At 47.2% G+C, this 25860-nt stretch carries 23 protein-coding genes; 9 read left to right on the forward strand and 14 right to left on the reverse strand.

The window, feature by feature from the left end; genetic code table 11:
- Positions 1-249: 249 nt before the first annotated feature.
- The gene (locus tag QUA24_RS17915; protein WP_333231042.1) at positions 250-615 is read left to right on the forward strand and encodes an NB-ARC domain-containing protein; all 366 of its coding nucleotides are present in this window, start codon (positions 250-252) and stop codon (positions 613-615) included.
- Positions 616-1592: 977 nt separating this feature from the next.
- On the opposite strand, the gene QUA24_RS17920 is transcribed toward QUA24_RS17915, so the two are convergent.
- The 6 genes from QUA24_RS17920 to QUA24_RS17945 all read right to left on the reverse strand — a co-directional run bounded on the left by QUA24_RS17920 (position 1593) and on the right by QUA24_RS17945 (position 6640).
- The gene (locus tag QUA24_RS17920; protein WP_333231014.1) at positions 1593-2369 is read right to left on the reverse strand and encodes a DUF6816 family protein; all 777 of its coding nucleotides are present in this window, start codon (positions 2367-2369) and stop codon (positions 1593-1595) included.
- Positions 2370-2623: 254 nt separating this feature from the next.
- On the reverse strand, positions 2624-3028 hold the full coding sequence (locus QUA24_RS17925; RefSeq protein ID WP_333231015.1) for a ChuX/HutX family heme-like substrate-binding protein: 405 nt from the start codon (positions 3026-3028) through the stop codon (positions 2624-2626).
- A 108-nt stretch (positions 3029-3136) separates the two neighbouring features.
- Positions 3137-4090 carry a PhoH family protein gene (locus tag QUA24_RS17930; protein WP_333157196.1) on the reverse strand — a complete coding sequence of 318 codons (954 nt, stop codon included), beginning with the start codon at positions 4088-4090 and terminating at the stop codon, positions 3137-3139.
- A 374-nt stretch (positions 4091-4464) separates the two neighbouring features.
- Positions 4465-5001: a KH domain-containing protein gene (locus tag QUA24_RS17935; protein WP_333231016.1), complete on the reverse strand. Its 537-nt coding sequence runs from the start codon at positions 4999-5001 to the stop codon at positions 4465-4467.
- Positions 4940-5224, reverse strand: a complete 285-nt coding sequence (rpsP, locus tag QUA24_RS17940) for a 30S ribosomal protein S16 (RefSeq protein ID WP_006633724.1) — start codon at positions 5222-5224, stop codon at positions 4940-4942. The genes QUA24_RS17935 and rpsP overlap by 62 nt, the downstream gene beginning before the upstream one ends.
- Before the next feature lie 81 nt (positions 5225-5305).
- The gene (locus QUA24_RS17945; RefSeq protein ID WP_333231017.1) at positions 5306-6640 is read right to left on the reverse strand and encodes a D-alanyl-D-alanine carboxypeptidase; all 1335 of its coding nucleotides are present in this window, start codon (positions 6638-6640) and stop codon (positions 5306-5308) included.
- A gap of 352 nt (positions 6641-6992) precedes the next feature.
- Between QUA24_RS17945 and plsX the strand changes: the two genes are divergently transcribed.
- From plsX to QUA24_RS17985, 8 genes are all read left to right on the forward strand, one after another.
- On the forward strand, positions 6993-8042 hold the full coding sequence (gene plsX, locus QUA24_RS17950; protein ID WP_333213647.1) for a phosphate acyltransferase PlsX: 1050 nt from the start codon (positions 6993-6995) through the stop codon (positions 8040-8042).
- Between the two features lie 162 nt (positions 8043-8204).
- Positions 8205-9206, forward strand: a complete 1002-nt coding sequence (locus QUA24_RS17955; protein ID WP_333231018.1) for a beta-ketoacyl-ACP synthase III — start codon at positions 8205-8207, stop codon at positions 9204-9206.
- Positions 9207-9608: 402 nt separating this feature from the next.
- The gene (gene fabD, locus QUA24_RS17960) at positions 9609-10490 is read left to right on the forward strand and encodes an ACP S-malonyltransferase (RefSeq protein WP_333139258.1); all 882 of its coding nucleotides are present in this window, start codon (positions 9609-9611) and stop codon (positions 10488-10490) included.
- Positions 10491-10899: 409 nt separating this feature from the next.
- Positions 10900-11613: a PspA/IM30 family protein gene (locus QUA24_RS17965; RefSeq protein ID WP_333231019.1), complete on the forward strand. Its 714-nt coding sequence runs from the start codon at positions 10900-10902 to the stop codon at positions 11611-11613.
- Positions 11614-11623: 10 nt separating this feature from the next.
- Positions 11624-12352 carry a substrate-binding domain-containing protein gene (locus QUA24_RS17970; protein ID WP_333231020.1) on the forward strand — a complete coding sequence of 243 codons (729 nt, stop codon included), beginning with the start codon at positions 11624-11626 and terminating at the stop codon, positions 12350-12352.
- A 53-nt stretch (positions 12353-12405) separates the two neighbouring features.
- A complete protein-coding gene (locus tag QUA24_RS17975) occupies positions 12406-12570 on the forward strand; it encodes a hypothetical protein (RefSeq protein WP_333231021.1) in 165 nt (54 codons plus the stop codon).
- 280 nt (positions 12571-12850) lie between these two features.
- Positions 12851-13489, forward strand: a complete 639-nt coding sequence (locus QUA24_RS17980; protein ID WP_333231022.1) for a lysophospholipid acyltransferase family protein — start codon at positions 12851-12853, stop codon at positions 13487-13489.
- 154 nt (positions 13490-13643) lie between these two features.
- Positions 13644-14177, forward strand: a complete 534-nt coding sequence (locus QUA24_RS17985; RefSeq protein ID WP_333231023.1) for a hypothetical protein — start codon at positions 13644-13646, stop codon at positions 14175-14177.
- Positions 14178-14443: 266 nt separating this feature from the next.
- Here the strand turns inward: QUA24_RS17985 and QUA24_RS17990 are convergent, their stop codons facing one another.
- The 8 genes from QUA24_RS17990 to QUA24_RS18025 all read right to left on the reverse strand — a co-directional run bounded on the left by QUA24_RS17990 (position 14444) and on the right by QUA24_RS18025 (position 25749).
- Positions 14444-15061, reverse strand: a complete 618-nt coding sequence (locus QUA24_RS17990; RefSeq protein WP_333231024.1) for a GAF domain-containing protein — start codon at positions 15059-15061, stop codon at positions 14444-14446.
- A 103-nt stretch (positions 15062-15164) separates the two neighbouring features.
- Positions 15165-15755 carry a YdcF family protein gene (locus QUA24_RS17995; protein ID WP_333231025.1) on the reverse strand — a complete coding sequence of 197 codons (591 nt, stop codon included), beginning with the start codon at positions 15753-15755 and terminating at the stop codon, positions 15165-15167.
- A gap of 726 nt (positions 15756-16481) precedes the next feature.
- Positions 16482-17312: a GUN4 domain-containing protein gene (locus QUA24_RS18000; RefSeq protein WP_333231026.1), complete on the reverse strand. Its 831-nt coding sequence runs from the start codon at positions 17310-17312 to the stop codon at positions 16482-16484.
- 244 nt (positions 17313-17556) lie between these two features.
- The gene (locus QUA24_RS18005; protein WP_333231027.1) at positions 17557-18699 is read right to left on the reverse strand and encodes a response regulator; all 1143 of its coding nucleotides are present in this window, start codon (positions 18697-18699) and stop codon (positions 17557-17559) included.
- Positions 18700-18849: 150 nt separating this feature from the next.
- On the reverse strand, positions 18850-21501 hold the full coding sequence (locus QUA24_RS18010; protein ID WP_333231028.1) for a GAF domain-containing protein: 2652 nt from the start codon (positions 21499-21501) through the stop codon (positions 18850-18852).
- 579 nt (positions 21502-22080) lie between these two features.
- Positions 22081-23214 (reverse strand): glycosyltransferase, encoded by a 1134-nt coding sequence (locus QUA24_RS18015; RefSeq protein WP_333231029.1) that lies wholly within the window; start codon positions 23212-23214, stop codon positions 22081-22083.
- 685 nt (positions 23215-23899) lie between these two features.
- A complete protein-coding gene (locus QUA24_RS18020; RefSeq protein WP_006633739.1) occupies positions 23900-25048 on the reverse strand; it encodes an NAD-dependent epimerase/dehydratase family protein in 1149 nt (382 codons plus the stop codon).
- Between the two features lie 110 nt (positions 25049-25158).
- On the reverse strand, positions 25159-25749 hold the full coding sequence (locus QUA24_RS18025; RefSeq protein WP_333213617.1) for a chromophore lyase CpcT/CpeT: 591 nt from the start codon (positions 25747-25749) through the stop codon (positions 25159-25161).
- Between the last annotated feature and the right edge of the window lie 111 nt (positions 25750-25860).

Here is a 25860-nt window from a genome sequence, read left to right on the forward strand (position 1 = left end):
TGTTAGCTCTCAAACATATTGATGCTTAAACTCCTCTTGGGGTGGTGCGCTTCAGGCGCACCCCCTGAACGGTTACATTGATAGTATAGCCTATAGATTTTAGTAAGTCCTGACTTAGTAGAGTGCATCACCTGCGATAATCTATTTGATAATAATCTCAATTGGACGCACCCACATCTAAGCCTTGTGATTAAAATATTTTTATTTATTGTTATCATTGATTAATTTTTTATCAAACTCAATATCACCATCTACGGCTTAAGTGGAATTGGCAAAAGTGCGATCGCCCTCAAACTCATCGAACAAACTCAAACCGAATTTGATTATATTATTTGGTTAAGCCTCACCAACACTCCCGCACTTTCTACCCTCCAAACCGAACTCAAGCAATTTTTTGGGCGATCGCAACAACCCCCATTACCCACAATCATCGATTATTTCCGATCTTCTCGCTGTCTAGTAATTCTTGATGACGTACAGAATATTTTTAGTAGCAGTCAATTAGCAGGTCAATATTTAGCAGGCTATGAAGATTATGGCAAATTTTTTAAACAAATTGCTACATCCTCCCATCAGAGTTGTTTAATCCTCCTCAGTTGGGAAAAGCCCAAATAAATCGCGAATTTAGAAGCCGAAAACCTCTCCAGCCGAAGCTTACACCTCAAAGGGTTAGGACAAGAAGCTGCAAAAATTTTCCAACAAAAAGGATTAGTCGATGAGGAAAAATGGTCAGACTTGATCGCCCTTTATCAAGGTCATCCTTCCTGGCTAAATATCATTGCTGCAACTATTTTGGAGCTATTTGATGGTAGCGTTTCGCTGTTTTTATCCGAGGTAAGTGATTTATTCTTAGGTGACTTAGAACCCATCTTAGAATCTCACCTATAGCGTTTATTAGATGCAGAAAAAAAGGCGTTATACTGGTTAGCTACTCAAAATGAAACTGTAAATATTTCCCGAAAAGCTACTGATAGTGAATTATCCCAACCAGAATTTTGGCAAGCCATACAATCTTTAGCGCGACGCGGCTTAGTGGAAAAAGTGTTAGTAGGAACCCGATCGATGTTTTTTTTCAATCCCGTATTCAAAGCATACATTCAGTGCAAGTTAAATCTTCTATAACCTATGGGTAATTTCACCCGATCGCAATGCAATTAAACCACAGAATTACTCTTTTCTATTCTACAACGATCGCATAAAAGCATTCAGCCCATCATATTGATCCGCCATACGCGAATAAAACTCGATCGATCGCAAATCCAACTCCGGCAAAAGTTCGCTTTTACTCACCAAATCATATCCCGTTGGGCGCAAACAATAAACCGAAATTACCCCATCCTCCCAAAACTAAACCTCCTGCACACCAACCCGACTATAGATTTCCAGCGTATCAATTCCACCACTCATCACTGTCACAAGGAAGATGTTACCAAAGAACCGTGCATGGCGGAGAACAAAGAACCACCGAAGACACCAGCAACTCCCAACATAGCGACAGTTAAACTGATGAGGGTTATTAGCCAAGCTGATGTAAGGAGAGACAATGGCGAAAAAAGTCGATCGTTGCTAGGTAGATGGAGATGACAACTGAATTATCCCCGTGCCAACTCCAACCGATATCGGTACAAAGCCACAGGATGCCCCCCAGCAGCAAAATAATCCGGGTCTTGCGGCGACAAATAAATCGCTGTCACCTGATCGGCCTCAATTCTTTTATCCGCAGAATCGCCATTTTTCCCGCATCCAACAACTCGATAAGCCGTTGTTGTCTCCACCTCATTTAAATAAATATCAGACTCTCCCCGAAAAATCTGCTGAGAAATCTCTGTAGACACAAACTCGCGAGGATTCGGCGTCTCAGTTCCCCGACTGGTAACAATCGAAATTAATTGGCGTTCCCCTTTCAAAACAGTAATTTGGCGGTTGGGATTGGTCGGATCGACTTTCACCGAAAGTACGCCACGATCGCCTAAATAAGCCTTGGCAATATTCAAAGCGTTAAAAGTGCGATCGGCTACAATCTTTTGAGTCTTTTTAAATGTATAATTAGAAATCAACTCAAGATTTTTTTCAGGTTGAAATCGCACTTTAAATAATATCGGCTGCTGCAAATACTGGCGGTTGCTTTCAAACCCTGGCGTGACAATATTTGGCGCTAAAGGAGCGGCTAAATCTACCAAAGTGCTAGCAACATTCCAATTCCCCGCCATCCAGTCGGGATATACCAAATCTCCCTTAGCTACAGCGATAGGAGGCTTGCTTTCCCAATTTGGGAAACTTGATATGCGATCGCCCAAAACCCCTGCCCTCGCACCACCACCCCAAAGCAACACCAGTAAAACCAGACAAAAACTCCAAAATACCTTCATACCCAATTACATACCAACAACTAAACTTCTGTCTCTCTTTCTCTTCTTTATCTCTTCCCTGCGTTCTCTGCGCCCTCTGTGGTTCATTAATTGAAAAATTAGACAACCAACCAGTTAAACATGATATTTTACACCATTTTTATAAACAGGCAAGATGCCTCTTGTACAAAAATAAATGTTCTGCTGGTGGGGAGTAGGGGTTGGGTATCCTGCCCGCCCCCGATCTATAATTTAAAAGTGGAAAAACCTATGATTTAAAGCGCCTCAACAGGTTTGGGTTCCCAAAGTTCCCCGTATTTTTCCTTCAATTCTATCCAATTTTCCACCTGTCCTGGTTCGTATTCCCCCGGCTTTCCCCACTGCAAAAACGCGCTCAAAGCAGCCTCATTTTGTTCGTCCAGAAAACGTATTGCATACGTAGTGAAATTGCCTCTTTTTGCCTCACCAGTTTCAAACTTAACCTGTTTTATTTTGTCCATATTTAGGTGAAACTCAAATATTTCGGCGTGCATATTGGCATATTTACCCTTCGGCAACTCCGCATAAAACAGCTTGTGAATTGAACCGCGCACTTCCAGCACAGCCGCGCTGCTAGTCACGATTAAACGCAGCGTTCCCAATTGTTCGCAAGCTTCTAAGAATTCTTTCAGATTAGGCATAATTTAATTTGGGAATTGGGCATTCGGAATTGGGCATTGGGCATTGATTATTGGTAATTTAAAACAACAATAACTAACAACCAACAACTAATGACTAATGACTAATGACTATGTTTCGTGCAGTTCGTAAGCAGCGACAATCCGCTGGACTAGAGGATGTCGCACCACATCCGCCTGAGAGAATTCGCAGAACGCAATGCCTTCAACGTTGCGTAGAATGTTTTGGGCGACTGACAATCCCGACTGTTGGTTTGGTGGCAAATCTGTTTGAGTGATATCCCCCGTTACTACCATTCTTGATCGAAAGCCCAGACGAGTCAACACCATTTTCATCTGAGCCGGCGTCGTATTTTGAGCTTCGTCCAAAATTACGAAAGCATTGCTGAGAGTGCGCCCCCGCATATAAGCTAAAGGAGCTACTTCGATCAAGCCTCTTTCCATTAAATCGGCCATTTTTTCAGGGTCGATCATTTCTTGCAGGGCGTCGTAAAGCGGGCGCAAATATGGATCGACTTTTTGCTGCAAATCTCCGGGCAAAAACCCTAATTTTTCGCCAGCTTCCACCGCTGGCCTCGTTAAAATCAGTCGTTCGTACTGCTTGCTTAACAGCGCTTGCACGGCGAAAATAGCTGCTAGAAATGTTTTGCCGGTACCAGCGGGGCCAATGCAAAATGTCAGGTCGTGTGTGCGTACTGCTTGAACGTATTGCCGCTGCTTGAAGGTTTTGGCTCTAATTTCTTCGCCGCGGCGGGTTCTGGCGAGAACGTCTCGCTGTAAGTCTTGTAAATCGCCTTGGCGGTTGGTATCCAAAGCTTGGCGCGCCGTCTGGATTTCAACTCCGGTAATATTTTTGCCGGATTTCCAATAGTCGGAGAGCGATCGCACTAATTTATGACACAATTCTACTTGACTTTTTGTGCCAGAAATCAGCAGTTCTTGCCCTCGCATTACCAGGGTAGCACCGGTTTGCTTAGAGATCATTTTCAGGTTTTCTTCTTGATTACCGGCCAGCGACATTGCACTTTGAGTGCTCGGTAACTCTATTGTTAGTTTTTCATTCATGCCAACATAATCTCCTCCAAATAAGCAATTAAAAGTTAACAACTAAACGTTCAACCCGTCACTATTTGCGAACAAAAAGACGCCCGTTACTAGGTTTTACCTAGTATCTAAGGCGTCTTTTAGATTTAGCTCCCAAATGAGTTTGGTGCTTGAGGCACAAATCAAATCTCCCTTCTATTAAGTCAGGCAATTTTAGATTTTAGATTTGAAATTTTAGATTTTAGATTAACCTGATGCCGCTGACATTTGAAATTTAAAATTTTACATTTGTTTCCGATCGCAAAACCGGCAATTTCAAACCAAACGGGGCTTGTAATACAAACTCTACAACAGGCAATCTAAAATCTAAAATTCTTTCTGGGTTCTGCAGTTAGTTAATAACCGGGAGTATTTCTGCTCGTTCTAAACGTAGGTGTGTTAGTACGGCGAGGTTGTTCTCTCGGAGTTCTGCTAGCTAAGGGACTCGGCGACGGAGGTGGCGTCCGGGGTCGGAAGTCGCCTCGCTGCTCCCGCGAGCCACGATCTGGCCGATCGCGATCTGGGCGGTCGCGATCCGGGCGATCGCGATCGCCCCTGGGCGGGCCAGATCCACGATCGCCCGCTTCACCATCGTATATATCTAAGTAGAGCGACTGACCCGCCGTTTGCGCCACCGCTTCGAGCGTAGTTCTAATCGCCTGAATATTGCGTCCGCCCCTACCGTAAACCCGGCCTTTGTCGGGATCTTCAAAAGCCAGCCTAACCCAGACCCGCGATTGGCGCGGGTGCAGTTCGCAATCAACCCGCAAAGAGCCTGGGGTCTCTAAAAAAGGCCCAATTAAAAACTTAACCAGTCCAGCGTAGTTTGGACTAGCTGACTGTTGCTGTGCTGGATTCAACGTTGGCTCCGGCTCCGACTTGTTCAAATACATGGGCTTTTCTCAGGATGTCACGCACGGTGTCAGTTGGCTGAGCGCCTTCTTGCAGGCGCTTGACAATCGCTGGAACATCCAGCCTGGTTTCGTTATTTCTGGGGTTGTAATAGCCGAGCTCTTCTAGGGGACGGCCGTCGCGGCGAGTAGAACTGTTCATCGCTACAATCCGGTAGCTGGTCTCGCGTTTTTTCCCGTATCTCTTCAATCGCAGTTTGATCATCTTCTTGCACAATAGTCTTGTTCCAATTCTAAGCTATTTTGTCAGTGCTCCTTCCCCAAACCCCAACTCAACCCCTATTTCTTAACCTCCGACCAAAATATCGCTACGATTTGCTGCCCCCAAGGCAGGTCTGGCGCCGTCAATGTGCGGTGTAATTGCTAGTGGCAAAATCGATGCAGTTCCCCACTGCTGCACCAATTTTTGCAAAAATATATCTTGCTGCGCTCTCAAAGAGTCCCAATCAGTGCCGCGATTAATAATTGCAAACCAAACTAAACCCCGATCGCGCGTGGGTATGGCTCCAGCCAAAGCAATCACCGTGTCCAAAGTACCAGTTTTCACCACAGCCGATCGCGGAATGTGTCGGTGTTCCAAAGTTCCTCGATCGCGCCCGGACACCGGAAACAAGTCAGCAATCGTCAGCCCAGTAGTCTGAAGGTTGCGGGCGATCGCCTGCATCATCCCACAAGCCGCCCTCGGAGACATCCGATTTTCCACTCCCAATCCCGAACCGTTAACTAATTGAAGTTCCTCCTCCGGCACCCCCGCAGCCCAAGTCGCTTGCTGCTGCACTATTTTTGCCCCGCCCAAATCGTCGGCCAGCATCTGAGCTATTTCATTATCACTGTGGACGTTCATCTGCTTGAGAATTTCGGCTAAAGGGAGCGATCGGCGCTTCAGTAGCAAATGCCCCGAAGTCACAAATTTCTCAGCAATGACGCTGCCGGCAACCGTTACTTGCGGCTTTCTAGTTCCCGGAGCCATCTTAGAATACATTGCCACCACGTCCGCAGGCCAATTGCTACCCTCAAGAGCTTGCCGCAGTATCTCCCCGGCAGCCAAAGGATCGGACTCGTAATTCATGCGGAAATTGCCTGTCACCACCAAATTTCCCGCCACGCGCTCGATACCCATTTGATTGAGAGCATTGCCCACGGCGATCGCCTCCTCCCACACAAACAGCGGATCGCCCCCCCCGCTGACCACCAAATCTCCCTGCAACACCCCATTCCTAATCGGCCCAGTTCCCCGGAACCGCGTTTCAAACTGATAATCAGGGCCCCAAGTCTCTAGCGACGCCAGAGAAGTTGCAATCTTAGTCAGCGAAGCCCCAGGCATCAGCGTCTTCCCCTGCTGACTTACCAGTGGCACCATTCCCGCTTGCACCCAAATTCCCTGATTTCCATCAATCAGGTTTTTGTCTTTCAACTCTTTTAAATATTCCCGCACTGTCGCTTCTGCAGGCAAGTCTGGATTTGCCGCATTTATTCGCCCAAAAGCCAAATCTTCGGCCACCACTAACCCGGGTATCCCTCCCCGCCAAGCCAGCACTGACGCAGCATTAGGCGCGGCAGTGCCTACCCCAGCCATGTCCAGCCACAGAGACATCATCCCTGAGCTAAATAAATCCAGCATTTTTTACTCCTAAAGTCAATCGATTTGAGATTTGAGATTAAAGAATTGAAGAAAGCGCTCCCACTGATAAATCCGGGGGCAAGTGATGAGGATGGGGAGCTTTTTTCTTGCTCCACGGATGAATCCGGCGTTCCCGGACTAAAGTGCTTGCGGTCATGTAAACTATTTCATTGATTTTTTCAATATGCCGTCAAAAATAGTAAAGTAGTGACAAAACAAGTTCTATCAGAGTAGTCGGAAATAAGAATTGTCCGATCGCCCTAGCGAGCGGATTTTAGTTCTTTATTCAGACTTATGGATTCACGCTCCTGACTTCCTGGTAGAATTTTTAGTGTTTCTCAAACATTGGTCAATGGGATCGACACGCGCAAGAATTGCAATAGACGCTATGGGTGGGGATCATGCCCCCGCCGAGGTTGTAGCTGGAGCGCTTAAGGCACAAGAAGAATTAGGCGTAGAGATTTTGCTCGTGGGCGACCCGCAGCAAATAGAAGACTCGCTCCGGCAACAAGACGCGATCGGCCGCGTCTGTACAGGTCAGCTAGAAATCGTTCCTTCTGAAGGAGCGGTGGAAATGCACGAAGAACCTTTGAGTGCCCTCAAACGCAAGCCCAACGCTTCGATTAACGTAGCGATGAACTTGGTAAAGCAACAGCAAGCTGATGCTGTGGTGTCCGCCGGTCACTCCGGCGCGGCAATGGCTGCTGCCCTGCTCAGGTTGGGCCGGCTCCCCGGAATCGATCGCCCTGCGATCGGTGCGGTTTTGCCGACAATGATACCGGGCAGCTCTGTACTCATTCTCGATGTCGGCGCTAACGTGGACTGCCGCCCCAAATTTTTGGAGCAGTTCGCTCTTATGGGAACTATTTACAGCCAGTGCGTGCTGGGCGTCGCCGAACCTAAAATCGGCCTGCTCAACATTGGCGAAGAACCTTCTAAAGGCAACGACGCCGCAGTGCGAACTCACCAGTTATTGGTGGACAACCCGAACATTCCTTTTGTGGGCAATGCCGAAGGCCGCGACGTGCTGTCGGGGAAATTCGACGTGATTGTCTGCGACGGGTTTGTCGGCAACGTGTTGTTGAAGTTTGCCGAAGCTGTGGGCGAAGTCGTAGTCCAGGTGCTTAAGGAAGAGTTGGTCAAAGGACTCCAACATCAAATGAACGACCCTATGCTGCAAAAAAGCTTGCAAGGATTCAAGCAGCGGGTAGACCACGTTGAACACGGCGGCGGTTTGCTATTGGGCGTTGCTGGAGTTTGCATTATCAGCCACGGTTCGTCTCAAGCTGGCTCGATTTTTAATGCCATTCGTTTGGCGAAGGAGGCTATTGACAACCAAGTGCTGGAGCGAATTCGATCGTCCAATAACCAAAGCGCTCTGGAACAAGAAGCTGTGAATTAGAGGCAGTAAGTAGGAATTAAAAATTAAAAATGTAAAATTAAAAATGTCAGCTTAAACCAACTGTTTTGCTTAAAAAAAGTAATTTCAGAAGTTTAAAAAATAATTTTAATTGGTAGTTTTTAATTTTTAATTTCTAGATGGATCGCTCATAAATGGAGAGGAATGTTGCAGCAATCAGGGTTCGGCATTGCCGTCACAGGTAGCGGTTCTTGTACACCGCAGGTTTCGCTGGATAATAACGGTTTGAGTCAGATAGTAGAAACTTCTGACGAGTGGATTGGCGCGCGGACGGGCATTCGTTCCCGCAGGCTGGCGGACGATCGCACTTCTTTGTGCGATTTAGCCACAGAGGCATCTCAAAAGGCGATCGCCATGGCAGAAATTTCGCCGACAGATATCGATTTAATTATTTTGGCGACTTCGAGTCCTGACGATTTGTTTGGCACTGCCAGTAAAATTCAATATCAATTGGGCGCGACAAAAGCTGTGGCTTTTGATTTAACAGCAGCTTGTTCGGGCTTTATTTTTGGTTTAGTGACAGCCTCGCAGTTCATTCGGACAGGGGTTTATCAAAATGTTTTGCTGATCGGAGCAGATATCTTATCTCGCTGGGTGAATTGGTCGGATCGGGGTACTTGCATTCTATTTGGAGACGGTGCAGGTGCGGTGGTATTGCAAGCTTCGGAAGTCGATTCCTTTTTGGGATTTGAAATTCGCAGCGACGGCACACAAAATTCGTCTCTCAATTTGGCTTACAAAGCCGAGTCAAAAGAATTAATTGAGGGCGTCAGCGTCGGAGTTGGCGGATTTGAGCCCATCACAATGAATGGTCAAGAAATCTATCGCTTTGCCGTGAGAAAAGTGCCGGAAGTCATAGAAAAAGCTATGTTTCGGGCCAATATCAGCGTCGCCGAAATTGACTGGCTGTTGTTGCACCAAGCCAATCAGCGGATTCTCGATGCAGTTGCCCAAAGGCTAAAGATTCCCCCCGAAAAAGTAATCAGCAATTTGGCGCATTACGGCAATACCTCAGCGGCTTCAATTCCCCTTGCCTTAGACGAAGCCGTGCGTCTGGGTAAAGTTAAAGCGGGCGATACTATTGCTGCTGCTGGTTTCGGTGCAGGTTTGACTTGGGGGGCTGCGATTTTTCAATGGGGAAGGTAATATTTGGCGGCCGGTTGTAAACTGGCTCCGGTTATTGTCGGGAGTTCGATCGAGTAAAATACAAATCCTTTAACACGCCATACATAGGGCAAGGTTCGCAGCGGTGCACCACCTGGACAGCAGTTATTGACAAGCGCGTGCTGAAATGGAAAATCCTCTATTCTTCGATCGACTTTCCCCGGCTTGAAGCTTGAAAATTGTGCTACGGCTATTAATCAGATTCAAGTAGCAAAAAAAAATAAACCTGGTAAAAATCGCAGTTAGATGTTATAATTTTGAGTCGCGAGTAGATAGTTCGTTAACCGAAAGATAGCGGATACCAGCGAGCGAACTTAGAAGCGGGAAAGAAAGAATTTTTGCAATCACCAATTAGCAACCACCAATTAGCAGATTACCGGAAAAATGACTAAAACAGCATGGGTATTTCCCGGACAAGGTTCCCAGGCGATCGGGATGGGTGCAGACTTATTAAACTTGCCAACAGCCAAAGCCAAATTTGAGCTCGCTAAAGAAATTTTAGGCTGGTCTGTCCCGGAAGTTTGCCAAAAAGAAGAAGCAAAACTATCTCGGACTCTCTACACTCAGCCTTGCTTGTTCGTAGTAGAAAGTATTTTGGCCGACTTAGTGCGAGAAAAAAGCGATCGGCCAGCGGTAGTTGCCGGTCACAGTTTAGGAGAATATGTTGCCCTCTACGCAGCAGGCGTCTTTGACTTTGAAACCGGATTGCGCTTAGTCAAACGCCGCGCCGAACTCATGGACACTGCCTCCGGCGGTCAAATGGTGGCTTTGATCGGGTTCGACAGGCAGGAACTAGAATTGCAAATTCAATACAGCCGAGACGTAGTGCTGGCAAACGACAACAGCGAAGCACAAGTCGTGATTTCTGGAACGCCCGCAGCAGTAGAAGATTTGCTGGCCAAAATCAAAGTCAAACGGGCCGTTAAATTGAACGTTTCCGGTGCGTTTCACTCTCCCCTGATGGCATCAGTGGCGGCAGAGTTTCAAGTAGCCTTAAAGTCTGCAAGGTTTTCCGATGCTAAAATGCTGGTGCTCTCGAACGCAGAACCCTCAGCCACTACCAGCGCAGCCACTTTAAAGCAGCGGTTGACTCAGCAGATGACCAAAGGCGTGCGGTGGCGAGAAATTTCTCTGCAATTGCCACAACAAGGAATTGATCGCGTAGTGGAAATTGGCCCGGGCAAAGTTCTCACAGGTTTGATCAAACGAACTTGTCCCGATTTAGCGCTGGTAAATGTTAGCAGTTTTGCAGATTTGCCCGCTTAATCTATTTTTAGCCTGTTATTAAACGGCAGGTTATAAAATTTAGAGTTAATTGGTCCGAAGATTGCCCAAAAATGAATCGCACAACAGGCAAATCCGAATATTGCCTGTTGTGCAAATTGGGGATAGGCGATCCAGACAGTGAGAAAATATTAATCAAAAATCGAGAAATCGATCGACCTGACCGAAAGCATCTAGGATACAAGCCCCCGGATTCATTCCTTCGGAGACTAAGGACCCAGAAATAAAAAACCTGTATCCGATGAAACTTGCCCCCCGAATTTATCCGTGGGCTCAATGCTTCAATTCTAAAATCTAAAATCTAAAATCTAAAATCTAAAATCGATTGACCGGGCGATCGACAAATCCTGATGTAAACTAGGCATAAAAACCAAGCTTATCTGGTATTTATATGAAAAAAGTCCTTTACTGGTTGATGGGCGACAAGGCAGGCAGAACCATAGTAGGTGCCTGGAATTGGATGTGGGGACTGCCCGTAGAATCCGGCGGCCAGGTGTCGGTGGCGGTAGCCGAAGAGTCGCTGCGATCAATGCAAGAATCAGTGCAAAAGCTAGCAGCAGCAGTCTCCACCCAAGTTGCAGCCTACCAACGCGCCAAAACGAAATATGAAGAAAAAGTTAGGGAAATGCAAACCGTAGAGCGCCAAGCCATCACAGCCAAGCGCAACGGCAACGAAGAAGCAGCCCGCTTGGCAATGTCCAAACTAATTCAGACAGAACAAATTCTGCCGCAGTTAGAATCCCAAGTCAAACAAGCCGAACATTACGTCAACGCTTCCAAAGACAAGCTAAATCGAGAACGGATGAAGTTGGAAGCCTACAAAACCGATATGCAAAATATGAAAGATATGGCTGAGATTAACGAAGCCCTTCGAGCCATATCCAAAGTTAACAACGACCTCAGTATCGATTCAGCTCGATCGCAGTTTGAGCAAGCCAAAAATGCCGTCCACGGCCGCAACCTCCAACAGCAAGCTTTAGCAGAAATATCTGAGAACCCCCAAGAAAGACTTCAGGCAGAATTAGAAAATATGACCTTAGACGATGAAGTTAATCGCAGGCTAAAAATGTTAGACGGCTCCAACAACAAAGAACTTCCCAGCTAAGGAGAATTTTATGGCTAAGAGCGGGCCTCCCCCCATAGTTTTTATCCTGTTATTTCTGTTACTCGCCGGTGGCGGTTGGTTCTTTTTTCTGAACAAACCAGCAACACAGGATGCTAATAATACACCCAGTACCACACCCTCAGGCGATAGTGGAGCCAATCTGCCTCCCGTAGCGCCAGTAGTCGGCGGTGCTTCGCCTGTTCCAGGCACTTCTTTTGCGCTTCCAGCTTCCGTACCTGCGGGCACGGCAGTGAGAATTGACGGTTCTACCAGCATGGTGACAATCAATCAGAACCTCAAGAACGGCTTTCAAGGCAAGTTTTCCGGCACGACAGTCGATACCAAAGCGAACGGTTCTGCAAAGGGAATTCAGGATTTGGCGGCGGGAACAGCCGATATTGCAGCGGTATCGCGACCTTTGACGGCTCAAGAACAAGGTCAGGGTTTAGCAGCGGTCCCTGTTGCCCTAGATACGATCGCCCTTGTAGTTGGCATTAACAACCCGTTTAAAGGAGGTTTAACTTCCGCTCAAGTTCAAGATATCTTCAAGGGAAATGCTCAAGACTGGTCGAATGTTGGCGGCCCGGCAGGCCCGATTAAAGTAATTAACAGACCGGCAGTTAGCGGCACTCACCAAACGTTTAAAGAACAAGTGCTCTCTGGCGCTAATTTTGGCACGGGGCCCAATATCACTAAGCTCGATCGCGAGATGCGACAACTCCCCTGCTGCAAGCTTTAGGCAACAACGGCATTGGCTATGCGACTTTCGCTCAAGTAGCCAATCAGAAAACAGTGCGCGTTGTTCCGGTCAACGGTGCGACGCCGGATGCCGGTAACTATCCTTACAAGCGGCAGTTGTACTACGCTTACAAAAATCCTCCTAGCCAAGCAGTTAAGGATTTCTTGGGCTATGCGACTTCTTCGGAAGGACAAAAAGCCATGCTGGCTGGAAATTGAGCCTTTACAAACGTCCGACATTCAGTGAAATACTCCGCCAGACTTCAGTCTGGCGCTACACAAGCTTGCGTCCGCGCCGGCGGACTTCTTGTTTAACCCACGTAGGTGGGTTTTGTTTGTGTAGGCGCGGTTTCCAACCGCAGGCAACGCGGGGTCTTTTTCCTTAAGTTGACACCAATGGTGCGCCATTAGCACTCTACAAACCTCAAAATACTATTCCTTTGTCCTTGCTGAACTGATAGGCTAATATTCGATGTAATTTAAAATTTAAGGTTTTTCTGTGAGCAAAAGTCGCGAACCAGTCGAAAGTTTACTTCTCTACTATTTATTCAAATGGTCAATTGTCAGCCCGATGCTGCACCTATACTTTCGAGGCCGCATCTACGGTGCAGAAAATGTTCCAGCAGAAGGGCCGGTGGTAGTAGTCAGCAATCACGCCAGCGATTTTGACCCGCCAATTTTGTCGAATTGCATGAGGCGACCTGTTGCATTTATGGCAAAGGAAGAGTTATTTAAAGTTCCTATTTTGAAGCAGGCAATTACGCTTTACGGTGCTTATCCAGTCAAGCGGGAAAGTGCCGATCGCAGTGCAATTCGCTCCGCTATCAACTCTTTGGAAAATGGCTGGGCGACGGGTGTATTTTTGCAGGGAACTCGCACCCCAGACGGCAGAATTACTGAACCGAAATTAGGTGCTGCGCTGATAGCTGCTAAGGCTAAAGCGCCGCTGTTACCTGTTAGTTTGTGGGGAACTCACGCGATTTCGTCGAAAGGTTCGGGAATTCCGCGTCCGGTGCCGCTGACGGTACGAATTGGCAAGCTAATTGAAGCGCCCGGTTCCTCGGATCGCGAGGAGTTGCAAGCGTTGACTCAAAGATGTGCGATCGAGATTAATGCCATGCACGATTTGGGTCGCTGATTTTATAACTTTTGTTGCTGTTTTTCAGGTTATATCTACAGATAGATGAATGCTGAAGATAAACATCGAAAAATATCAATATAAGTGATTGACAACAAGCGCAATAATTAGGCTTGAATTTGAGTTTAATTTGACAGGGGATAAGAAGAAAGATATGGTAACAAGCAATCAAACCCGCGCGTTGGGATTGTTTTCTAACCGCGAAGATGCCGAGCAAGCTCTAACAGAATTGAAATCTTCCGGGTTTCCAATGGATAAAGTTTCGGTTGTTGCTAGGGATGCAGGCGAGGCTGTAGGCGAGACTGAAACGATCGCTCAGGTAGGCGATAAAAATCTAGACACAGGAGCAGGAGTGGTAGCAGACACTCTGACAAATAGTGCTTTAGCCACCGTGCTAGTGGGTCTCGGAAGTTTAGCTATTCCCGGAATCGGGCCGATGATTGCAGCGGGCACTTTGGGCGCCTCACTGGTGGCTAGCGTAGCAAGCACTGGGGTCTCGGCGGCGGCTTTCGGTGGGGTGGTGAAGGCCTTGACTGACTTGGGAATTCCCGAAGAAACAGCTAGAACTTACACCGATCGCCTGCACGCGGGCGATTATTTGGTAGTAGTAGATGGCGCTGAGGATGATATTAGTCGGGCTCAAGGGGTTTTCAGCAGTCGGGGTATTCAAAATTGGGGCGTTTTTTAAACAGGAATTGTGCACCAAGTCTATCCCTAGGGCGATGCACACCTCACCATTAGTGAGAACAATCAGCTCAAATTTAGTACCCGACTTTTGTTTGAAAATTAGTTCCTCAATCCCCCCTAACTTAAAAAGGGGGGAACCGGAAACAGTCTTTCCTCTGCCGGGAAGGGCATTGAAATTCGGATAAAACCCCGACCTAGACGTGGTTTTAGTCTTAAGTTGACATTCATTCATTGCCCACCCGCTGCCTACAGGTAAATTATTGATTTTTATCGCTCATCTTTTGATGCTGAGGCGGTGACATAAGCGACAGCTAAAGGTGAAATTTTTTCTGTAACTGCTGCGATAACTTGGCGATCGAAGTCAGTCCAAACTCTGGGGCGATCGAACATACAAGGCTGCAAAACCCCCCACAATAAGCCGTCAGCACAAAGGTGAGCGTGTATCAAAGCTCGATGTCCGAACTCTTTTGCCTCAAAATTTTTGTTGACAACTTCAGGATTGGCTGTCTCAACATCCTCAACAAAAATCGACGGTTCAGTTCGCAAAGCTGCTGCAAATAAAGGGTCTTCTTCCCCTAAAGATTCGGGTTCTTTTTTCCATACCGCGTCCCCAATCTCTGGAAAGTTCGAGTTGCGACGCCAGCAGTAAGGTACTCTGCCCCTTTGCGTTTCAGGATTGCGGAGGTAGAGAAAGACCCGATCGCAATTTAACACCTCGCCTAAAGCCGGCAGCAAAGCGGAAAAAACATCATCCGGCGTTTTGGTGTCACTCAAAATTTTATCCAGAACTTGCGGCAGAATTTGCTCGGTCATTAATTTTAGCTTTTGAAGTTCATCTACTAATTTTAAACTACTCCTTCTTTTCTCTTCTGTTCTTTTACGCATTTGTCATCAGCATCTTCGCGTTTCCTTAAATCGCGATAGGAGAGAAGTTTTAAAACCAGAGGGAATGGAAAAAAACTAAAACTTGCTTAATCCTTCCCTTTGTTTATTCAATTCTGGCTTGGCTGAAGTTAGCACCCGTATAACCGGTTGTGAGCCAAAGAATAGCCCTAGCGCCGTCGCGAACAGCTTTTTCCACCGGTTCGGGGGTTCGCCCAGACGGAACTGCCACAGGCTTAAAACTAATGCCTCGACTGCCGAGTACGATTTCGCCGATAATCTGAGCTCGCCGCATATGATCGTCAGAAGTGATCAAATACACGCTCTCAATCCCTTGAGCTTTCAATTCATCTACCAGGGTAGTAAAATTTGTGACCGTATCCACCGCTCTGTAGTCTAAGTGCAGGCGATCGGACTCAATTCCCGCTTCTGAAAACACCCATTCCGCGAACTCAGGATTGCTCCCAGACGACACCCAAATCGGCAATTCAGGATAATCCAGAGCAAATTTAGCGGCAAACACCTCTCGCTCCGTAGCCCCACCTAGAACTAACAAAGCTTGGGGTCTCTGAAATTCGCTCTTAACCTGCTGATAGCCAAACCAGCACGCCATCAAAAGCCCTACTAGGAACCAAAAACTGCGTGAAGTGTTCAAACGCTTGTAACGCTGCGTGTTTGAATTGATTTTTAACCACATCTAAACCTATAAAAATTTTATGTAACTCACAAAGGAACCATAACAAAAAATACCGCACGTATAGCCCACTAACAGGAATTAAATATTAAAAATTAAAAAAGGGTCGGGGGATCATAGGATTTTAGATTTTAGATTTTAGATTTTAGATTGACTCTACGCTTATGTTGGGGGCTTAAACGGGGGATTTTAGATTTTAGATTTCAGATGGACTCTAGAGAGAGAGGTTCTGCGTAAGTCCTCGTCTTCCAGCAAGTATTCGTCTGTGGGCGAATTCGTTAGCGGATATGCAAAAAAGAGGGGCAAAACTTAAGCTTCCCCCTCCTGCTTTTAATTTTTCTTGATTTTTAACGGGACTGGCCGGGTTCGAACCGGCGGCCTAGCGCTTCAGATTTGTGTGAGTTTCCCCACTCTCTGGACTATACCTTCACCATATGCTTGCAGCTTTTAGGTGGTGACCGTCTAGTCTCTAAACCTTCCTGATTTCAATATAGGCGATCGCATAATCGCCCTGAACTCAGGCTTGGCTTGGTATTGCCTTAGAGCCATAGAAACCCATGAACTCTTTAGGTTTCACCAAATTTGACCACATTCACTCCCGGAGTTTCCTCGCAGGGTGCCCGATTCTTCAGGAGGCGCTTGCTCTATCCATCTGAGCCACAGCCCCAGTTGCTAAACCGTTTTGATTATAGCAGTTAATGTCGATTTTGAATTTTTTATTTTGGATGATCACCGATCGCCAGTTGCCAGTTTCGCAGCGATGCGGGCAAAGTTTTCTGCTGCGGTGAGTTTACCGGCACCGTAACAGGCGCGCTGTCTCCATGCAGTGACGGGGAGATGTCCGGGGGGAGCATCTTCGTTGAAGGAGAGCTCGCTGTAATATTTCCAATTTTCCTTGACTCGCCAGCCGACTCGATCGCAAAATTCAGTATAATTTGCCTCGGTACTTTCCCAAATCTGCTGCTGCACGCTCAACCCGAACCGCCCGCTGCTGTATTGTTGCCAAAGTTGGTCGATCGTGCGAAGGTCTGTAGGAGGAAAACTGTCAATATCGGCTGCACTCAGCCAGCCTTCGTCTTCCCTGACAGCGATTTGCAGCAAGATTTCCCAAGTGTGTTCGTCAGCTTTGCGCCATTTTCCGGTTTCTAATAGCTTTGTCAGTTGGCGGTAGTCCATCCCCACTTCCGAGATAGCCGGAGTTGACTCAGTTATGGCGCCGATTTTGTCTTCCAGCCGCAGTAGAGTGCTGACAATCAATTCGGGATTTAGTTGTTCGAGGCGGTACAGAACCCATTCTAACTGAGATTGAATGTATGTGCGGGCGATCGCACCTTGCTGCAATTCCCCCTGCAACTCATCTAATTTGGTTGACCAATTTTGTTGATTGCGAGCCAATTCCCACATTTGTTTGGCCCACTGCAATCTAACTTGTTCTTTTTTTAAATAAGTTTTGGAAGGCTTAGCACGCTGCGGGTAGGGAGTCAAATCCCAGCCGCAAATCGAGCAAAACTCTGCTTTTTCTTCTATGTATTCAGCACTGCACACTGGACAGTTAGACATCTTGCCATAAATTTGCTTGCCAAGTAATTATATAGCCTTTCTCAAAAAGGTGAGGTACGAATTTTGACATGGAAAGCTTGACAATATAGGGTTTCTGTATACCTCATTTATCTGAGAACTGCTATATGACATCCGGTAAATTAACCATAATTTGATTAGGTACGCACGGAACTCCGTACAATTACAGTTTATCTGTAGTAATGTGCGCGTGGAGTACCCCAAAGTTAGAGTTAATTATACGGCTCTAACAAGGCAAGCGAATAGTAAACAAACTGCCTTTGCCCAACTCTGATTTTACCTCGATCGTGCCGCGGTGAGCTTCGACTATTTGGCGGCAGAGGTGTAGTCCCAAACCTGTACTGGACTTCTTATGAGTTCCCGAGCTAAACCTTTCAAATAACTTTGCTTGTTCGGTGGGAGAAATGCCGGCACCGGTGTCTTTGATGTCTATGATTACCCATGCCAGCGGTTGGTTTTTGAAGCTAGTATAAGCAGGGGAATTAGCAGCTTTTAAGCTGACATCTATTGAGCCGTTGTCGGTGAATTTAATTGCATTTCCGATTAAATTTGTCAGCAAACGGTGTAGCTCCAGACGATCGCCCGGATACTTCGCAATCGGTGCACTTTCTGCACTTTCTTTCAAGTCTAAATTTACCGACAAACCTTTAGCATCCGCTAGGGGAGCTAGTTCTTCAGCTACCTCAGTAATAAGCTGGCGCAAGTCCACGGCAGCGAAACTCAGGGATTTGCGGCCTGCTTCATAGCGATATACTTCCAGCAACATATTTACCATCGCGATCAGGTTTTGGTTGCTGCGAACCATCGTCCCGAAAGCGTCGCGCATGGGAAGAGAAATTTCTCCCAAAGCTCCCTGCTGCATTAAAGTTAGCATTCGATCGGCTGCTACGAGGGGCGTCCGCAAGTCGTGAGCGAGTCGGGAGACAAAATCTTCGCGCTGGAGGGCGATCGAATTGCGCTCGTCTACGCTGTGTTTAAGCCGCAGGAGCGATCGTACCCTCGCCAGCAGTTCATCCATTTCGACTGGTTTGCGGATGAAATCGTCTGCTCCCATGTCCAATCCCTGCACTACGCTCGCACTGTCGTGAGCCGTGATCAGCAAAATCGGGATAAAGGGCAATTCCTTATTTTGTCGGATTCGTTTAGTGACTTCGTAACCATCCATTCCCGGCATCATCACATCGAGCAGTACCAAATCCGGGGCTGACTTCTCAATTTGACTCAAGGCAGAAAAGCCGTTTTCCGCCGTGCTAATTTCGTAACCTTCTTCTTCTAGGATTGTTTGAACCAACAAAACATTATCTGGTGCGTCGTCTACCACCAGAATGCGATCAGCTTTTGTGGCATTCGGAACAGATAAATAACTCATTTAATTGTTAGCCTGGAAATAAATACTAACTTTAATATGCCATCCGATTTATCATTTCACATTTTTACACTTGTTAACTCTGTCATAAGGAAGATTTAAAATCTTTATCAAATCTTTTTACTTTTGAACACTCGGATGTAATATGATCTACTACTTAGTTGTCATCGTATGCACACCGTCCCAATCATCGGGCGGGGGTACTTCCAAATAGCTCAGGGATCGGTCTAGGTGAACTTCCACAGGTCGATCGCTGGGTCGCATTGCTAAAGCCGCTTCAAAATAACTAATAGCTTTCTGAAAATTTCTAGCAATATAAGCATCCCTACCGTTACTGTAAAGTTCCAAAAACCGAACGGTTTCCCCATCCATGGGTTCAGAACTATTTTGCAGCAACTCGTAAATACCCACTGGCTGATTTTTGCCCTTAACCCGCACCTTGTCCAACTCTCGCACCCAAATCCCTTCGCGACACAAACTGTATGTAAATTCGCTCAAAATTATATCGCAGCCGTACTCCTTTGTAAGCTGTTCCAATCGCGAACTCAAATTCACCGCATCCCCGATTACCGTGTAATCCATTCGCTTTTGAGAACCAATATTTCCCGAAACCACCTCTCCGGAACTAATTCCAATTCCGAAGCGAAATGGATCTTCGCCGGGGCGAGAATCATTAAACTCTTTCAAACGGCGGCGCATATCTAAAGCCGACTGAACCGCCATCCAACCGTGGCTTTCCGGGGGATTCAGCGGCAGGGGCGCGCCGAACACCGCCATTAAAGCATCGCCAATAAACTTGTCTAAAATGCCTTCGTAGTGGATAACGGCCTCCACCATCGTCTCAAAATATTCATTCAGCAGGGATACCACATCGGACGCTCCCAATTTTTCGGTCAGCGTGGTGTAGCCACGAATGTCGGAAAATAAAATAGTGACTTCTTTGCGTTCGCCCACCATCAGGGCGCCTTCACCCAAGGCCATCACTTTATCTACGACTCCAGGAGTCAGATAGCGGTACATGGTATTTTTCATCCGCTTTTCACGGCTGATGTCTTCGAGTACCACTAAACCGCCGCGCACGCCGCCCTCTGGATTGATCAGCGGGTTGACAGTCAAATTCAAACTACGTTCAATTACTTTAATTCGAGAGGCGGGAATGGGCAGCGGACAATAAGGGTGATACAGGGCAGAATTTCGCAGCGCAAATAGAGATTGGGCATTAGCTAATTCTGCCAGCGCTACTTCCTCAGTCCACGCGCGGTTTTCGCCCCAAGCGTAATATAAATTAGGATCAGTGCGATCGGGCACGGCCAAAATATAACTTTCTTCTTCTTCTTTTTTTTGGGAATTTAGCGTTTTTTCTACCAACAGTCCCACAGTTAAACTTTGTTCGGGAACGTAATGTCGGGCAGCATTTTTGAGACTGTCTTCTAGTCGAAATTGCAAATTGTCGATCGGCACAACTTCCCAAACATAGCGATTCACCAGTTTATCTTCCCAAATCTGGGGATTGTGTTTGCTTTTAGCTTGATTTACCGGACAGCCCAACAATTCCAGCGCTGCTTCGTTAATCGTTACAACTCGCCCCTGTAAATCGGTGGAAATTACTGCATCTGAAAGACTTTGCAGCATATCTTTTTGATACTGCTTTTCCACCATCACGTTCTGAAACAGTTGAGAATTTTGCAACGCCATTCCTGCTTGGGAATTAAACGCTCGCAAAAACTCTTCGTCCGAAGGAGTGAAAGTACCTTGGTTCTTATTAATTAGCTGAGTTACCCCGATCAGCTCACCTTTCGCGTTATGCACCGGCATACACAAGACAGTTCGAGTGCGGTATCCCGTTTGCTGGTCTGTAGATGGGTCAAAGCGGGGATCGTCGTAAGCATCTGTAATATTTAGAGGTTGACCGGTCGAAGCCACGTAGCCAGCAATTCCCCTATTCGCAGGAATACGGATTTCCATCATGGTTTTGCCGTCGGCCTTGGCGACTTTTGTCCAGAGTTCATTGGTTTCCCGATTTAATAAAAATAGCGTGCTGCGATCGGCTTGCATCAAGTCGCGAGCTTGATCCATCACAGAGCGCAAAGTTGTTTCCAAGTCAAGACTTTGACCTAAAGTCGTGGTGGCTCTCAAAAGTGCGGCAACCCCTCGCTGGTTGCGAGCCACGACGTAGAAAGACTGACAGCTTTCGAGAATAATCCCGATCGAATCTGCAAAAGCCTGGAACTGTTGTTCGTCTTCCTCGCTAAAGGAGACTTTGCCAGCTTTATTTAATAGTCTGACCACCGCTACGGGTTCCTGTTGGCTCTTGCTGCTAAAAATCGGCATACAGAGCATGGTCTCGATCTGGTAGCCCGGTGGTTCGTCTACTTCGGTATTAAAATACTCGTGCGATCGAGCTTCGGCGACATTGATCGATTTTCCGGTTGTTGCTACGTAGCCTAAAATACCTGCATCCATAGGCAGGCGCACTTCTACATCTTCACCAGTCAGTGGATCGAGTGTTTTGTGCCACAGTTGATTTTTGTTGGAGTCAACCAAAAAAATTGTTGTCCGGTCTGCTTGCAAAATTTGACCAATTTTGACAGTGAAGGCATCTAAAAGTTGCTCTAAGAGACTTTCGAGTGCTTCATTGTTAATCAGGTCCATCGCCCGGATAAATTGCTGAAATTCAGCCGTGATAAAGTCCAGCAGGCACACTAATTCAGGAACTGGCAGGCTCTTAACACGGGAGGTCAATGCCCCCATAAAATTGACTTGAGTCAGTGTAGCCAGAACGCTACCAGTATTGGAGAATGTCATGATTAACTGCTTGCTCAGAGGGGTAGACTGACCGCAGGTCGATCGGCGCGAGATTCGGCGGTGCAAACTCTTGAATTTGTTTGCAAGCGCATCGGCACTCGCTTGTCGCTTTGATGAATCGTGAGTTCAAAAGTGGCGCACGCAACTTCAGTTTGCTTGTTATGTATGCTTGATCGATCTTTTTTACAACCTCGATACTGATGAGGGTTCGTCAATTCAAGCTGAACTTGAGTTAGCAAAACTGCTAGCCTGAAAATTAGGTGACAGGCTTTAGTTCGATCGAGAGTGCAATGTGGATTGGACGCCCTGTGCTCGGCTCCAGCGCGCGGTGTGACTGTTTTAGCGCACTCGGCGACCGTATCCGGTCAGCTAAAGGGCGCTATGAAAGCAGCGCGCAAGGCATTCCTACAGAGCTTACTCATAGTTTAATGGTAAATGCAACAGCAGGATAACGACGGTAATTTATACAGCAAAAAAGTTCGATCAATCTTTGAAAACATCCCTATTCAATACCAACTGAGGATCGAACAGCGAAGCTAAGCTGGCGGTAATGTTTCAAGGCGTTACAGATCCTGACATTTAAGCCGCTCTGGGCATGGACTGGGCAAATACTACTGATTGATAGTAGCGCTGCAGTTGTGCAGCGGCGGCGGCCCAACCCCACCGTTCGGCTTCTCGGCGAGCGTTGTGGCGCAGGGTTTCCCGTTCTTCGGGATTCGCAAACAGACGCTTGGTGGCGACGAGTGCTCCTTCTTCGTCGGCGGGATCAAATAAATATCCGTTAACACCGTCGGTGACGATATCGGGAATTCCGCCGCTGCGCGCCGCCACTACAGGCGTCCCCGCAGCCATTGCTTCTAGGAGCACTAAGCCCAGGGTTTCGGTGCGGGAGGGAAAAATGAAGGCGTCCGCCGATGCGTAAGCTGTTGCGAGTTCTTGCCCCTTGAGGTAGCCGACAAAATTGGTGGGGGTACCGGCAAAATATTGTTCCAGGGTTTGCCGGTGCGGGCCGTCTCCCACTAGGGCGAGGCGGGCGTCGGGAATCGCTGCGAGGACTGGTTTGATGCGTTCGATTTCTTTTTCTGCACCGAGGCGGCCGACGTACAGCAGCAGGGGACTGTCTGGGTTGTTTGCAGAAAGGCGCGATCGCATTTCTCGACTTGCCAATTCCGGGACAAACATTTCAGTATCTACACCCCGCTGCCACAAATCTACCCGATCGATCCCGTGGTTTCTGAGTTCTTCCACCATTGCTGTAGAAGTACACAGATTCAATTCTGCTTGGTTGTGAGCACCTTTGAGCAATTCCCACAATAAAGGTTCGAGGACTCCAAAACCGTAATGGTGCAAATATTTCGGCAAATGCGTGTGGTAAGAAGCCAAAATCGGAATGTTGAACTTTTTCCCGTAATATATACCGCCCAATCCCAAAATAGCGGGATTGACAACATGAATAATATCCGGTTTAAACTGCTCTAATTGGCGACCGACAGCGGGAGAAGGAAGTGCCATTTTCAATTCCGGGTACATTGGCAAAGGCAAGCCCTCCACACCGTAAACTCGTGCGCCTTTGTATTCTTTAATTCCGTAATCTGGAGAAAATATCAAAACTTGTTCGCCCGCGCGCTGCAAGTGATCTACAGTGTGAATCAAGCGCGTCACAATGCCGTCTATTTTAGGCAAAAATGTTTCAGTGAAAAGAGCAATTTTCATAAAAATAAGTTACTTAGGGAGCCGATAATTATAGCTTGGGGCAAACGTCATCGGTAACAGGATACACTGTGTCGGGGGGAGTCAGTCATGGCGCGCGATCGGCTGCTTTTCTACACTTTTTCTGTCAGTTGCAGTACCGCTAATCCCGAGCGAGAGGTTTTTGGGATAAAATGCCAATTCCCTGAATGCCAATTGATACAATTATCCCACCTAAAAGCCATCCCACACTTTTGATCAAGCAATTAAGTCTGTAAATTTCCTGTGCTGTTCCGGCAATTTATCTCTATTTTTAAGTGACAGATAAGCCTTTGCTAACTCGCCACTAATTTAGATCACTCGGCGTTACAGCAGCCCATTCCCCTATTAAATAATAAGCCAAAACTGCCTTCGCTGAAAATCCAGGCATAACCACTAAAAGTAACAGAATGAGAATTCGACTTTTCACGGGGTTTATTCCCAAACAAGCCAGCGGTAAAAACCTGATGCCATTTTTTAATTAACCGCAGAGGACACAGAGGACACAGAGAAAGAGATAAAAAAGATAGATTATCGTAGTAATATACAGCAAACTCCATTCAGAATTTGCAAACCCTTCTCCTCTCTTCCCTTCTTTTCTCTTACTGCGCGCCCTTCGCGCCTTCGCGGTTCGTTAAAAAGCTCTTTCCCCGCAGATAGAGGCCAGAACTTACTTCCAAGAAACCTTCGGCAAAATCTGATTTTTATCGACACGGTGCTGATATTTTGTAGCAAAATTCAGCAGAGAATCGAGCAGGGAATCTGAGAGATAGTGGGGTTGCAAACCGAGGTCTAGCAAATTGGTGTTTTTGGCATTGAAATAATGTTCTTCTTTCTCGACTCTGGGATTTTCGATGTTGTTGATTTCTACTTTTAATCCCATTGCCATGCCTGCTTTTTGCACCAAGGAGGCTAAATCGCCGACGCTGAATTGTTCGGTGAATTGGTTGAAGACGCGGAATTGTCCGGCTTCGGCGGGGTTGGCGATCGCCAATTCCACGCACCGCACGGTATCCCGAATGTCTAAGAAGCTGCGGGTTTGTCCGCCACTGCCATAAACCGTCAAAGGATGACCGATCGCAGCTTGGATGCAAAATCTGTTCAATGCTGTCCCGAATACTCCGTCGTAGTCCAAACGGTTGATCAACAGTTCATCCATGCCGGTTTCATCTGTGAGCACGCCGTAGACTACGCCCTGATTTAAGTCGGTGGCTCTTAAACCCCAGATTTTGCAAGCAAAATGGATGTTGTGGGAGTCGTGGACTTTTGACAGGTGGTAGAAACTGCCTGGTTGTTTGGGATAGGGTAGTGTATCCTTGCGCCCGTTGTGTTCGATCGTGATGTAGCCTTCTTCAATGTCAATATTCGGCGTGCCGTATTCGCCCATTGTCCCCAATTTCACTAGGTGACAATCGGGGAAGTCTTCGCGGATGGCGTACAGCAGGTTGAGTGTCCCGACGACGTTATTGACTTGGGTGAGGACTGCGTGTTCGCGATCAATCATTGAGAAAGGTGCCGAACGCTGTTCGCCGAAATGGACGATCGCCTCTGGTGCAAATTTTCTCATGCTTTTGCTGAGAAAATCGTAGTTGGTGATGTCACCGACGAACAAGTCGATCGACTTGCCCGTTAAATCTTGCCATCGCTGGAGTCGTTGCTGAATCGGTGCGATGGGAGTGAGGGTGTCGCTGCACAGTTCCAGATCCCAGTGCCGCCGCACGAAGCTGTCGAGGATGCCAACTTCGTAACCTTTGTTAGAAAGGTAGAGTGCGGTTGCCCAACCGCAATAGCCATCGCCACCAATAACCAGGACTTTCATAAATCAACGGTGAATCTTGCTTGCCAATACTGGGTTAATGTACCAGGTATTGGTGCATTCTGAACCTTTAATCAAGCGTGTTCGCCCAGGAAGGAGTCTGTTTTTTTAGATTAAACCTGAATTTCGTCGGCGAAACTGGCTCGGCGGGTGAATTCAAAGGGGCCGGCCTGGGCACCCCAGACGTGGGCGTCGGTTTCTGGGTCACGTCCGCGATCGTGGCTAATAAACTTTTCTTGGTCAATCTCGAATTCGCTGTCGAGATAGGTTTTTTTGCCCTTTCTGACCACCATGCAGCCTTTTCCGGGTTCGACAGACCCTTTGAAGCTGTTGCCCGTCCACTGCGTAATAAAGGTGCAGCCGGGAAGTAGAGTCAGTTGTGCTTTTTTGATTTCTTGCAGCCGTTGCGGGTCGCGGGCAGCGCCGTAGAATTGTTCTTCGTTTTCTATGGCATAATTTTCGATGTCGATTCGATCGCCCACCGGGACTAATTTCAAAACTCGGACTCGGTACGGTACATTCAGTTCAATATCGTAGGCTTGTTCTAGGTACAAGCTGATCCCATCCAGAACTTCGATCGGCAAAGGCCTCATGCAGACGCGGATGTGGGCGAAGAATGGCGGATTTTCAAAGGCTTGGGCTTGGTTGCTGAAATCGGCGGCCATCCAGCGGGCGAGGGTGACGATATCTGTGGAATGAGACATATCGATTTTAGATTTTAGATTTTAGATTTTGGATTGGGGGAGTAGAAGTTATTTTAGGGGAAAGCGGGCGATCGCGCGCTACATCCCGGACTTCTGCGAAGTCGAGGATCT

This window comes from Microcoleus sp. Pol12B5, from assembly GCF_036701335.1.
In the GTDB taxonomy this organism is placed as follows: Bacteria; Cyanobacteriota; Cyanobacteriia; order Cyanobacteriales; family Microcoleaceae; genus Microcoleus.